Source organism: Nocardia sp. NPDC005366 (genome assembly GCF_040606855.1).
Taxonomy (GTDB): Bacteria; Actinomycetota; Actinomycetes; order Mycobacteriales; family Mycobacteriaceae; genus Nocardia.
Window position 1 is genome coordinate 51,717 of the sequence record NZ_JBEXFQ010000005.1, and the last position, 11,239, is coordinate 62,955.

13 protein-coding genes and 1 pseudogene are annotated in these 11,239 nt (G+C 66.1%); 3 read left to right on the forward strand and 11 right to left on the reverse strand.

The genetic code is table 11. The features are described from left to right. Positions 1–36 precede the first annotated feature (36 nt). Entirely contained in the window at positions 37–672 is a 636-nt protein-coding gene (locus ABZS43_RS07690; protein ID WP_355035031.1) for a TetR/AcrR family transcriptional regulator, read from the forward strand. Between the two features lie 8 nt (positions 673–680). Here the strand turns inward: ABZS43_RS07690 and ABZS43_RS07695 are convergent, their stop codons facing one another. From ABZS43_RS07695 to ABZS43_RS07705, 3 genes are read right to left on the reverse strand one after another with little or no spacing between them, the layout of a single operon-like run. Next, positions 681–1,184 carry a barstar family protein gene (locus ABZS43_RS07695; RefSeq protein WP_355035032.1) on the reverse strand — a complete coding sequence of 168 codons (504 nt, stop codon included), beginning with the start codon at positions 1,182–1,184 and terminating at the stop codon, positions 681–683. Then, positions 1,184–1,678 carry a ribonuclease domain-containing protein gene (locus ABZS43_RS07700; RefSeq protein WP_355035033.1) on the reverse strand — a complete coding sequence of 165 codons (495 nt, stop codon included), beginning with the start codon at positions 1,676–1,678 and terminating at the stop codon, positions 1,184–1,186. Before ABZS43_RS07700 ends, ABZS43_RS07695 begins: the two co-directional genes overlap by 1 nt. Beyond that, complete coding sequence (locus tag ABZS43_RS07705; RefSeq protein ID WP_355035034.1) at positions 1,675–2,442, reverse strand: exodeoxyribonuclease III; 768 nt, start codon at positions 2,440–2,442, stop codon at positions 1,675–1,677. The genes ABZS43_RS07700 and ABZS43_RS07705 overlap by 4 nt, the downstream gene beginning before the upstream one ends. Before the next feature lie 91 nt (positions 2,443–2,533). Between ABZS43_RS07705 and ABZS43_RS07710 the strand changes: the two genes are divergently transcribed. Then, positions 2,534–3,454, forward strand: coding sequence for an alpha/beta hydrolase (locus ABZS43_RS07710; protein ID WP_355035035.1), 921 nt, complete (start codon positions 2,534–2,536; stop codon positions 3,452–3,454). A gap of 36 nt (positions 3,455–3,490) precedes the next feature. Here the strand turns inward: ABZS43_RS07710 and ABZS43_RS07715 are convergent, their stop codons facing one another. From ABZS43_RS07715 to ABZS43_RS07740, 6 genes are all read right to left on the reverse strand, one after another. Beyond that, positions 3,491–4,750, reverse strand: coding sequence for an acyl-CoA dehydrogenase family protein (locus ABZS43_RS07715; protein ID WP_355035036.1), 1,260 nt, complete (start codon positions 4,748–4,750; stop codon positions 3,491–3,493). Positions 4,751–4,769: 19 nt separating this feature from the next. Continuing rightward, complete coding sequence (locus tag ABZS43_RS07720) at positions 4,770–5,648, reverse strand: SDR family oxidoreductase (protein ID WP_355035037.1); 879 nt, start codon at positions 5,646–5,648, stop codon at positions 4,770–4,772. A 140-nt stretch (positions 5,649–5,788) separates the two neighbouring features. Next, positions 5,789–6,664, reverse strand: a complete 876-nt coding sequence (locus ABZS43_RS07725) for a MaoC/PaaZ C-terminal domain-containing protein (protein ID WP_355035038.1) — start codon at positions 6,662–6,664, stop codon at positions 5,789–5,791. Positions 6,665–6,678: 14 nt separating this feature from the next. Beyond that, a complete protein-coding gene (locus ABZS43_RS07730) occupies positions 6,679–7,116 on the reverse strand; it encodes an SRPBCC family protein (RefSeq protein ID WP_355035039.1) in 438 nt (145 codons plus the stop codon). 57 nt (positions 7,117–7,173) lie between these two features. After that, positions 7,174–8,379, reverse strand: a complete 1,206-nt coding sequence (locus ABZS43_RS07735) for a lipid-transfer protein (protein ID WP_355035040.1) — start codon at positions 8,377–8,379, stop codon at positions 7,174–7,176. A gap of 202 nt (positions 8,380–8,581) precedes the next feature. Then, positions 8,582–9,226, reverse strand: a complete 645-nt coding sequence (locus ABZS43_RS07740; RefSeq protein ID WP_355035219.1) for a helix-turn-helix domain-containing protein — start codon at positions 9,224–9,226, stop codon at positions 8,582–8,584. Between the two features lie 32 nt (positions 9,227–9,258). Between ABZS43_RS07740 and ABZS43_RS07745 the strand changes: the two genes are divergently transcribed. Continuing rightward, positions 9,259–9,525 (forward strand): hypothetical protein, encoded by a 267-nt coding sequence (locus ABZS43_RS07745; RefSeq protein WP_355035234.1) that lies wholly within the window; start codon positions 9,259–9,261, stop codon positions 9,523–9,525. Between the two features lie 46 nt (positions 9,526–9,571). Here ABZS43_RS07745 and ABZS43_RS07750 read toward each other — a convergent pair. Together ABZS43_RS07750 and ABZS43_RS07755 are read right to left on the reverse strand one after the other, a co-directional pair. Then, a pseudogene (locus ABZS43_RS07750) lies at positions 9,572–9,743 on the reverse strand (MFS transporter); the annotation flags it as partial. A 118-nt stretch (positions 9,744–9,861) separates the two neighbouring features. Next, a complete protein-coding gene (locus tag ABZS43_RS07755) occupies positions 9,862–11,079 on the reverse strand; it encodes an NADP-dependent isocitrate dehydrogenase (protein ID WP_355035041.1) in 1,218 nt (405 codons plus the stop codon). Positions 11,080–11,239: the final 160 nt, after the last annotated feature.

Consider the following 11,239-nt stretch of genomic DNA (forward strand, 5'->3'; position numbering starts at 1 on the left):
TCTCTGCCAGAATCGTGGTCGTGCCAGAATCGAAACGTGACAGCGCAGCGGACCTACGGCGGGATCTCCGCGGATGAGCGCCGGGCCCAGCGGCGCGCCGCGCTGCTCGACGCCGCACTGGAACTGATCGGCGACCAAGGGCTGTCCAAGCTCACGGTGTCGGGGCTGTGCGCGCGGGCCGGTTTGAACGAGCGCTACTACTACGAGAGTTTCACCGGCCGCGATGCCGTATTGACCGCGGTGGTCGATCGGATCGCCGAGGAACTGGCGATCGCGATCATCGAGGCACTGCGCGCGGCTCCCGACGACTCGCGAGCCAAGGCCCATGCCGCGATCGAGGCGGGGATCCACGTGCTCACCGATGATCCGCGCAAAGCGAAAGTCGCCCTGATCGCGGGCCAGGCGACCCCCGAACTACGGGCCAGGACAACCGAAACCGTCCGGGTCTTCATACGACTCGTCGCCGCGGAGGGTATCGGTTTCTACGGCGTCACCGGCCGCGCTCCCGATCCTGCGATCGACTTCCGCGCCACCTATCTCGTCGGCGGTCTGGTGCAGACCCTCACCGGGTGGCTCCAGGGAGATCTCCCCCTGAGCCGCGAGGAACTGATCGACCACACCACCGACATCTTCGTCCTGCTCGGCGAGGATCTGGCAGCCAGACTCGGCTGAGGGCGCTTTCAGTCGAGAGCGAGCGCGGGAATCCGAGGGGGCGCCGGCCTGCCCTGGAAGATGACGCGGAAGGCTACCTGGCGGCGGGCCCAGTAGTCGGCGCAGTCACCCATCGCCCTGGTGAACCATTCCCGCTCCTGTGGCGCGTTGGCGAGCAGTTCGTCCGACCTTCGGAGCACGACCACATACCCGGGGGCATCGCCGATGAAATCGTCCAGATCACGCAGACATTCGTCGAAGGCGTCCTTGTTCTCGCCGAAGTAGTACGGGAATTGGAACGCGGCGGCGAATTCGTCGAATACGCCCGCGACGCTGCGCATCTTCACGGCCCGTAATTCTCGCACCTGGTATCCGCTCGGCACGCGGTAGCGCAGGCTGCTGAGTTCGGCCGAGGCGACGGCGAGCGCGCCCAATGCGGGACCGCTCGCCTTGGAGACGGCCGCGGCCATCGGTGCCGCGCCGAGCGCGACGGGACGGGCAAGGAACTGCGACAACGGAACCGGCTTGGTCATCAGCGCATCCTCGTGAAAGTCGTGTAGTGGTCACCGGTGTACCAGGCGGATCCGTCGCTACCGGTGACGATGCGTTCGGCATCGCGGGATCTGTTGCGTTCCTTGGGATTGACATCCCATTCCCGATAGGTGACGGTGCGGCCGGCGGCATCGGCGCGCGGCAGGTCGCCGCCGCGATTCATCCATTGCTCGCCGCCCTTGGTGCCGGGCGCGTTCGCCGAATCCGGCCAGCGGCCCGCGTCGATCTCGACCAGGGTCGTGTACGCCCGATCCGGGACGCCCGGCGCGCGGGTGGACGAGGCGACAGGCGCACCGACCGCCGAACGCGGAGTCGTCACGGGTGAGAGACTCGTCGTGGTGGCAGCGAAGGTGCGTGCGGTCGCATCCGTTTCGCCGGTCTCGCCGCCGCGCCCGACCAGCACCGCGACAAGCACCGCCACCACCAGCGCGCCGAGCGCGCCGAGTAGTCGCATCGCCTTGGGGTCGAGTTTCATCGGTACTGTACCGTCACCGGGGCGTGATCGGACCAGCGCAGCGCGTAGGTCGGCGCGCGTTCCACGAGCGCCTGCTTGGCCCGTCCGGCGATATCGCCGCGCGCCAAGTGGTAATCGATGCGCCACCCGACGTCATTATCGTAGGCACGACCGCGATAGGTCCACCAACTGTAGGGCCCTGGCACGCCGGGATGCAGGGAGCGCACCGTGTCGACGTAACCCGCGGCGAGTATCCCGTCGACCCAGGCGCGCTCATCCGGCAGGAAGCCCGAGTTCTTCACATTGCCTTTCCAGTTCTTGATATCGGATTCGGTATGCGCGACATTCCAGTCGCCGCAGATCACGAAATCCTGTGTGCGCGAGGTGAGGTGGGCCCCGAGCTCGCCGAGGAACCGGTATTTCTCGTCCTGCATCGGCGTATCGGCCTCACCGGTGTGCACGTAGACGCTCGCGACGGTCACCTCGTCGAAATCGGCCTCGAGGTAGCGGGCCGCCCCGTCGAATTCGGCGCTGCCGAAGCCGATGCGGACCGCGAGAGGTTCGCGCCGGGACAGAATTCCCACCCCGGCCCTGCCCTTGATCCCCGGTTCGGCGTGCGACAGGTACCACCCGGCGTCGAGTGCGGGCGCGAGCGCGACACGTGTCTGCGCGTCGGTGGCCCTGGTCTCCTGAACGCAGACGATATCGGCCTCGGTCGCGGCCAGCCACTCGAGCATCCCCTTGCCGGTTTTGCCCGTAGCAGCGCGGATGCCGTTTACATTCACGGTAGAGATGATCGTGGGCACGTGACGACCGTACAATGCTGTTCAGACATACCTCCCCCCGGACACCGCCGTCCAGGAAGGGGTGACGACGATGACGTCCGACACCTCCAAGTCCCTGGTCCCTGCCACGCGCACCGCCGCGGCGAAACGCGCCGCGGGCGCACGAGCCGTCCGCAAGCCCGATTCCCGCCCGAAACCGACGAAAGCGCTGCATATCGGCTCGGGCGATCCAGTGCTCTTGCTGCACGGGTTCCTGTTGTCGCCGCACAGCTGGGAACAGACAGCCGCCCGCCTCGCCGGACAGTGCGAGGTTTTCGCACCGGCTCTCACCGGACACTGGGGCGCCGCCGCGGCCGACAGTTCGACGATGAATGTGCACATCCTGGCCGATCGGGTCGAGCGGCAACTCGACGAACTCGGTTGGCGCACCTGCCATATCGCGGGCAATTCGCTGGGCGGCTGGGTCGGCGTCGAACTGGCACGACGCGGCAGGGCGCGCACCCTCACCCTGGTCGCGCCCGCTGGCGGCTGGAATTCCCCTTCGCTGACCCAGATCCGGGTCGGGATCAAATTCCTCTCGCTCGTGCCGATGGTCGGAATCGGCAAGCTGATCGGCGATTTCGCCGCCGCCAATCCGGTCCTCCAGCGCTTCGCGAGCCTGCTGCTCGGCAAAAGCGCCACCTCGGTACCGCGCGGTGCCGCCGCCGCCGCCATCACCGCCGCCCTGAACTGCGACGCCATGATCCCGATGATTCTCGGCGGCATGCGCATCCCGGCTCTGGCGGATCTGTCCACCCTCACCACCCCGGTGCGGCTGCTGCTGGCCGAACACGACCGGATCATTCCCAACCGGGTCTACGCTCGGCGCTTCCTGCGGGAACTGCCGGATTCCGCCGATCGCATCCTCGTCAACGGGGTCGGTCACGTCCCCATGTTGGAGGCGCCCGACCGGATCGCCACGTTGATCGCCGAACACATCTACGCCAGCCGCACCCGCCTGCGCGCGGTGTGATCGTCCCGGGTGCGCGTACCGCACCCGGGTCCGGTATTACCGTTCGAGCAGCCCCTTGGCGATATGGGTCACCTGGATCTCGTTGCTGCCCGCGTAGATCATCAGCGATTTGGCGTCACGGGCGAGCTGCTCGACCCGGTATTCGGTCATGTAGCCGTTGCCGCCGAACAGTTGCACCGCCTCCATCGCCACCTCGGTGGCGGCCTCGGAGGCGTACAGCTTGATGGCCGACGCTTCGGCCAGACTCGGCGGTTTCCCCGCGCGGCCACGCTCCAGCACGTTGAAGACCATGTTCTGCACGTTGATCCGCGCGACCTCCATCTTCGCCAGCTTCAGCTGGACCAGCTGGAATCGCCCGATCTCCTGCCCCCAGAGCTTGCGGCTCTTCGCGTATTCCAGGCACAGCCGATGGCATTCGTTGATGATGCCGAGCGCCATGAAACCGACCCCTATGCGTTCGGCGGTAAAACTGGAACGGGCGCTCTCGCGGCCGTCGCCGCCGCTGTGCTCCTCGGTCTCGCCGAGCAGACGGTCGCGCCCGAGGCGCACGTTGTCGAAGAACAGCTCACCGGTCGGCGAGGAGTGCAGGCCCATCTTCTTGAACGGTTTGCCCTGTGTGAGGCCCGCCATCCCGCTGTCGAGGACGAAGGTGAGAACCTTTCGCTCGCGTTTGTCGGCGCCGTCGCCCTCGTCGAGTTTGGCGTAGACGATGATGACGTCGGCGAAGGGACCGTTGGTGATGAACGTCTTCTGCCCGTTGAGGATGTAATCCTCGCCGTCGCGCCTGACGTAGGACTTCATCCCGCCGAAAGCGTCGGAGCCGGAGTCCGGTTCGGTGATCGCCCACGCCGCGACCTTCTTCATGGTCACGATATCGGGGAGCCAGCGTTGCTTCTGCGCCAGCGTCCCGCGCGACATGATGGTGGTGGCGCCGAGTCCGATGGAGACGCCCATCGCCGTCACCAAACCCATACAGACACCGGACAATTCGCCGATCAGCACGGCCATCATGGATTCCTGACCCGCGAACGGGCTGCCGCCGGACTTCTGCTTGTCCGCCGGTTCGGGCTCACCCGCCGCGGCGGCATCGGCTCTGGTCTGCTCCTTGTCGAGCAACTTCCGAATCGACTCCCCCGCCGCGGCGTCGATGCCGAACTGGCCGAACAGTTTCCGGATGATCGGATACGGCGTCATCTCCCCGTTGTCGAGCGCGTCGAGATGCGGGCGGACCTCCTTGTCGACGAAGGTCCGCACGGCATCGCGGATCATCACATCGGTTTCGGACCATTCGAACATCGTTGTTCTCCTATCTTGGTCAAGGCAGCCGTGCGGCGATGTCGTCGATGAGCCACGGCCCTTCCGCCTCGATCGTCTTCACGTCGTGCCAACCGGCCAACTCGGAAATGGCGCCGCCCTGAACGGCGAACACCTTGCCGGTCGTCGTGCACTTGTCCGAAGCCAAGTATGCGACCAGCGGGGAGATGTTGGCCGGGCTGAAGGCGTCGAACTCGCCCTCCTCCAGATGTTCGGCCTGCGCGGCCAGCATCTCGCCCATACCCGGGGTGGCCAGGGTGAGCCGGGTCCGCGCGATCGGCGCGATGGCGTTCACCCGCACGCCGTAGCGCCCGAGTTCCTCGGCGGCCACCAGGGTGAGCGCGGCGATACCGGCCTTGGCCGCGCCGTAATTGCTCTGCCCCGCGTTCGGCAGGGTCGTCCCCGACGCCGAGGCGGTATTGATCACCGCGGCATCGGGCTGGTTACCCGCCTTGCTCTGCCGCTTCCAGTACGCGGCGGCGTGGTGCAGGACCGCGGCATGGCCCTTGAGATGGACCGCGATCACCGCGTCCCAGTGCGCCTCGTCCATTCCCGCGAGGAAGGCGTCGCGCAGGATACCCGCGTTGTTGACCACCACATCGAGTCCGCCGAATTCCGAAACCGCCTGTTCGACGACTTTTCTCGCGCCGTCCCAGGTGGCGATGTCATCGGTGTTCGCGACAGCCCGGCCACCGGCGGCGACGATCTCACGCACGACCTGCTGCGCCGGGCCGGTATCGGCGCCGTCGCCCGCGTTGCCGCCGCCGAGATCGTTGACCACCACGGCCGCGCCCTCCCGGGCGAAAAGCAGCGCGTGTTCGCGACCGATACCTCGGCCCGCGCCGGTGACGACGGCGACCTTTCCCTCCAATGCGCCCATTACTCACTCCTCGTCTCCCGCACGGCAGACCGTGCGGGTCGTCATCACCCGCTTCGGCGGCGGTGCTGAACTCTGTTCACGTGCCGGGCCGAGGTCCTGCCGGGCCTCGGGGGCGGTGGTGTATGCCGGTCCGGCGCGCGTCAGTCGGCGATCTCTGCCAGTCCGTCACTGAGCACCAGGTCGGCTCCGCGCACCGTTTCGAAGGCGTAGGTGGTGATCCCGTCGCCGGACCCGACCTTCCATATGCGGGTCTGGAGGTCGTCACCGGGGAAGACCATCGCGGCGAAGCGCACCGCGAATCGCGCGAGCCGGTGTGCATCCGAACCGGCCACCTCGGTGAGCACCGCCCACGACGCGAAGGCCATGGTGCACAACCCGTGCGCGATGATGCCGGGCAGCCCCGCGTCCCGAGCGATTTGCTCGTCCAGATGCAGTGGCACCGGATCGCCCGCGGCGGGTGCGTAGCGAAAGGTCTGGTCCAGGTCGACGTGCTGGGCCACCGTCGCGACCGGATCCGCCGACCGCAGAGTCTCATCGGATATACGCGCGGGCACGATCGCACCGACCGACGCACCCGCATCGATGCCGCGGAAGAAGGCGGTCAGATACTGCTCGTTGACCAGTTCGCCCGCGTCGTCACGGCATTCGATGAGGATCGTGATGGTGGTGGCGGTGGGACGACTCGTGTAGCCGATCGCCTTGGCCCGCGACACCAGCCGGTCACCGGGCCGGATCGCCCGGTGGAAGTGGAAATCGTACTCACCGTGCACGACTCGGCCGAAGATGTCCGTCGGCGCCACCTCGATCACCGGCATCAGCATGGCCTCGAATACCGGGACGATGGCGAAGACCGGCGACGCGACTCCACCCGCGAGATGGGCCGCGATCGGATCATTGGTGGCTGCCGCGTATTCGGCGATCCGCTCCGGTGTGACATCGAAAGTCACCTCGTCACACCAGGTTCCCAAACCCGCGTCGTCGAATTCGACCACGCGGGCGCTGGTCTGCGCTGTCATCGGATACCCGTCGATCAGGCCGACGCCAGGGCGTCGAGCTCTTGCAGCGACTTGTCCAGCTGTTTGAGCCCGTCCTTCTCGACGGCCTTGCCCAGCGCGCCCTTGATGAGCGCCCCCTCGAAATCGCCGGAGACGACGACGGTGCTGCCTCCGTCGCCCTTGGGGCGGATATCGAAGGTGAACTCGGTTTTCACACCGGCCATTCCGGCCCCACCGAGGGTGAGCCGGTGCGGCTGCGCGACGGACATCACGGTCCATTCGAGTTTGTTCGCCATGCCGAGCATGACGATCTTCGCGACGAGTTTCGCGCCCTCGGCCAGCGCGGTGGGCGGTTCCTCCATGAACCGCTCATGGATGGTGAACCACCTCTCCCAAGTCCGCGGATCGGCGACGACGGCCCACAGTGCCTCGGGGGTGGCGTTGACGTCCTTGGTTGCCTCGATATGTCCCATGTCCGACTCCTGTAGCGGTGAACGTCGATGTGGTACAGCGGCTTTCGTACGAACAGCTCAGCGCTCGGCGCGCTGGTAGGCCGTGACGACAGCCGCGCCGCCGAGGCCGATGTTGTGCTGCAGGCCCGCGGTCACGTTCTCGACCTGGCGCTTGTCGGCCGCGCCGCGCAGCTGCCAGGTGAGTTCGGAACATTGCGCGAGGCCGGTGGCGCCCAGTGGATGCCCCTTGGAGATCAGGCCACCGGAGGGATTGACCACCCATTTTCCGCCGTAGGTGGTGGCGCCGTCGTCGACGAGCCCACCCGCCTCGCCCTCCCCGCACAGACCGAGGGCCTCGTAGAGCAACAGTTCGTTGGCGGAGAAGCAGTCGTGCAATTCGATGACCTGGAAATCTTCCGGGCCGAGTCCGGCCTGCTCGTACACCGTGCGCGCGGCCCGCGCATTCATGTCGTAGCCGATCAGATTCTTGGCGGTGCCGTCGAAGGTCGAGCCGAAATCGGTGGTCATGGCCTGGCCGACGATTTCCACCGCCTGCGCCGCGAGCCCGTGCGCGTCCACGAAAGCCTCGCTCGCGAGGACGACCGCGCCGGACCCATCGGAGGTCGGCGAGCACTGCAATTTGGTGAGCGGGTCGTAGATCATCCGCGAGCCCAGAATGTCGTCGAGGGTGTATTCGTCCTGGAACTGCGAATACGGGTTGTTCACCGAATGCTTGTGGTTCTTGTAGCCGATCTTGGCGAAATGCTCGGCGGTGGTGCCGAACTGCTTCATGTGTTCGCGGCCCGCCGCCCCGAACATCCACGGCGCGACCGGAAACTGCGCCTCGGAGATTTCGGCGAGCGCCATGACGTGTTTGGCCATCGGCTGTTCGCGATCATCCCAGGTGGAACCGAGCGAGCCGGGCTGCATCTTCTCGAAGCCGAGCGCGAGTGTGCATTCGGCCAGGCCGCCCCGGATGGCCTGGGCCGCGAGGAACAGCGCGGTCGAACCGGTGGAACAGTTGTTGTTCACGTTGAGCACCGGAATGCCGGTCATCCCCAGTTCGTAGACCGCGCGCTGCCCCGAGGTCGATTCGCCGTAGACGTATCCGACATAGGCCTGCTCGACCTCTCGATAGTCGATTCCGGCGTCGGCGAGCGCCTTGGTGCCCGATTCCCTGGCCATGTCCGGGTAATCCCAGCCGGTGCCGTCCTCGTTCTTGCGGCGACCCGGCTTTTCGAATTTCGTCATGCCGACGCCGACCACGTAGACCTTGTTCGCCATCGAACTCCCTCAGGTTGGCCGCCCGCACCTCGCGGATGACGTGGCGGATCCGTGTGAACCGAACTGATAACAAACATACAAGCATGTATGTAACTGCGCAAGACAGGTATCCCGGGTTTCTCCGGGCACATCAAGCTGCCTGCGATAAGTGCGCGACTGCGCTACATACAGCTGATCGCGTATGTGGTCGGCCGCGGCTCGTTCAGCCGGCGGAGTGGGACTCCGTGAGCGCCGCGTTGGCGATGCCACGCAGGTGCACGCAGGCGCGACGCCAGCGACGGCGTGCCCGCCCGGAATCTGCGTCGATGAAATTCGCGACGAGGATGCCGCGCAGCGCGTCCATCGCGGTGTAGACGAAATCGCGAGCTTCCTTGCGGCGCATCTCATCCGGCACGAACCGGGCCACCGCCATCAGCACCGCGTTGTTCACGAACGGCTCGACCTTCTCCATCGCCGAGGCCAGCACCGGATCGGTTCGCCCCGCCACCCACAACTCGGCCGTCGCGATGAACAGCGGCCCCTGATGCAATTCCCAGAGGACGTTGAGGGCCGCGTCGACCGGATCGGCGCCGATCACCACCCGATCCATCTCCCGCATCGCGGTTTCGGCACGCCGCTGCGCGAGATGACTGATGGCCGCAACCACCAGGTCGGCCTTGGATCCGAAATGGTGGACCTGCGCACCACGGGTGACCCCCGCCCGCTCGGCGACCCGTGGCGTCGTCGTCCCCGCGTACCCGTACTCCACCAGACAGTCGATCGTCGCGTCCAACAACCGCGTCCGCATTTCACTACTGCGCTGTTCCTGCGTACGGCGCTGCGGCTTCGGGGCATCGGTCCTGGTCATTCGGATGATTCTACACTTACATACAGTCCTGTATGTTCTACGGCATTCGGGCGGCCGTGCGCTTCGACGAGGTGGCGGCGGGCAGCCCGGACGGTGAGCGTGAACAGGGCACCGCCCAGCACCGCCGAGCCCGCACCGACCGCGGCGGGTGCGGTGTAGCCGAGGGCGGCGGCGAGGGTCTGCGCGTCGGCGGCGACATCCATCAGCCGGGTTCGCAGGCCGGGAGCGAGCGCCGCGCCCGCCGCGCCGATCGGGACCAGGAACGCCGACGACGTTGGCGGCGCTCATTTCCAGCATAACCGCAGCAACCGCCTTGGCACGCTGCCCTACGGGAGCCAACGTGGCCGCTGCCAGCGCCGCGATCACCGGCGCTCCGAGCACCACACCCAGCGCGTAGGCCGATACCGCATGCCCCTGCCGTCGGCTCGGAGACGTGCATGGCCTCGGCGATATCGGGCAGCAAACCCATGGTGACGAATTCGGTCGTAGCGATGCCGAAACCCCCGAGCGCGAGGGCTCGGGAAACAGCTCGGGCACCCGTTCCACCACACGGTGGGCGGGTGCCCGTGTCGACCCGGCGCTGGGACGTCCAGCGCCGGAGAGGTGAGCGCATCACTCACCCCCGATGCTCCGGCTCAGCGCAGGGCGCGAGCCAGGTTCTCGTCGAGCGCGCCGAGGAATTCCTCGGTGCTCAGGTAGCCCTGGTCGCCGCCGACGAGCAGCGCGAGGTCCTTTGTCATCTGGCCGCCTTCGACGGTCTTGATGACGACATCCTCGAGGGTCTGGGCGAAGCCGATCACCTCGGGGGTGTTGTCCAGCTTGCCGCGATGCTCGAGTCCGCGCGTCCAGGCGAAGATCGACGCGATCGGATTGGTCGAGGTCGGCTTGCCCTGCTGATGCTGACGGTAGTGCCTGGTCACCGTGCCGTGTGCGGCCTCGGCCTCGCAGGTGCGACCGTCCGGGGTGAGCAGCACCGAGGTCATCAGGCCCAGCGAGCCGAAGCCCTGGGCGACGGTGTCGGACTGGACGTCGCCGTCGTAGTTCTTGCAGGCCCAGACATAGCCGCCCTCCCATTTCATGGAGGAGGCGACCATATCGTCGATGAGGCGGTGCTCGTAGGTGAGACCTGCCGCGTCGAACTGGGTCTTGAACTCGGCGTCGAAGACCTCCTGGAAGGTGTCCTTGAACATGCCGTCGTAGGCCTTCAGGATGGTGTTCTTGGTGGACATGTACACCGGGTAGTTCTGCGCGAGACCGTAGTTGAACGACGCGCGGGCGAAGTCCTCGATGGACTTGCGGAAGTTGTACATGCCCATCACGACGCCGCCCTCTTCGGGCATCTTCACGACCTCGTGCACGATCGGCTCGCTGCCGTCGTCAGGGGTGAAGGTGAGGGTGACGGTACCGGCCTGGAAGACCTTGAAATCGGTGGCGCGGTACTGATCGCCGAACGCGTGGCGGCCGATGATGATCGGCTTGGTCCAACCGGGGACCAGACGCGGCACGTTCGAGATGATGATCGGCGCGCGGAAGATGGTTCCGCCCAGGATGTTGCGAATGGTGCCGTTGGGCGAGCGCCACATCTTCTTCAGGCCGAATTCCTCGACCCGGGCCTCATCCGGGGTGATGGTGGCACATTTGACGCCGACACCGTGCTCTTTGATGGCGTTCGCGGCATCGATGGTCACCTGGTCGTCTGTTTTGTCCCGGTACTCGATTCCCAGGTCGTAGTACTCGAGGTTCACGTCGAGATACGGGTGGACCAGCTTGTCCTTGATGAACTGCCAGATGATCCGGGTCATCTCGTCGCCGTCGAGTTCTACGACGGTACCTTCAACCTTGATCTTGGACATGGATCTTCGTGTCCTCCTAGGATGGTGCCCTCATTGCACGGCCAGGCGAACACGCTTGTGAGCGGACCCCAGCTGTTCCAACAGACAACGTATATGTCCCGTCTTGTCGGCGGGACGTGTGGCAAAACAAGACAAGCGTACTGCTGGTGATGTGCTCACC

Excerpts from the sequence above, each read along its gene's own strand:
- ABZS43_RS07695 (WP_355035032.1), bottom strand. The coding sequence starts at position 1,184 with ATGACCAAGCCGGTTCCGTTGTCGCAGTTCCTTGCCCGTCCCGTCGCG.
- ABZS43_RS07700 (WP_355035033.1), bottom strand. The coding sequence starts at position 1,678 with ATGAAACTCGACCCCAAGGCGATGCGACTACTCGGCGCGCTCGGCGCG.
- ABZS43_RS07710 (WP_355035035.1), top strand. The coding sequence starts at position 2,534 with ATGACGTCCGACACCTCCAAGTCCCTGGTCCCTGCCACGCGCACCGCC.
- ABZS43_RS07715 (WP_355035036.1), bottom strand. The coding sequence starts at position 4,750 with ATGTTCGAATGGTCCGAAACCGATGTGATGATCCGCGATGCCGTGCGG.
- ABZS43_RS07720 (WP_355035037.1), bottom strand. The coding sequence starts at position 5,648 with ATGGGCGCATTGGAGGGAAAGGTCGCCGTCGTCACCGGCGCGGGCCGA.
- ABZS43_RS07725 (WP_355035038.1), bottom strand. The coding sequence starts at position 6,664 with ATGACAGCGCAGACCAGCGCCCGCGTGGTCGAATTCGACGACGCGGGT.
- ABZS43_RS07730 (WP_355035039.1), bottom strand. The coding sequence starts at position 7,116 with ATGGGACATATCGAGGCAACCAAGGACGTCAACGCCACCCCCGAGGCA.
- ABZS43_RS07735 (WP_355035040.1), bottom strand. The coding sequence starts at position 8,379 with ATGGCGAACAAGGTCTACGTGGTCGGCGTCGGCATGACGAAATTCGAA.
- ABZS43_RS07740 (WP_355035219.1), bottom strand. The coding sequence starts at position 9,226 with ATGACCAGGACCGATGCCCCGAAGCCGCAGCGCCGTACGCAGGAACAG.
- ABZS43_RS07745 (WP_355035234.1), top strand. The coding sequence starts at position 9,259 with ATGTTCTACGGCATTCGGGCGGCCGTGCGCTTCGACGAGGTGGCGGCG.
- ABZS43_RS07755 (WP_355035041.1), bottom strand. The coding sequence starts at position 11,079 with ATGTCCAAGATCAAGGTTGAAGGTACCGTCGTAGAACTCGACGGCGAC.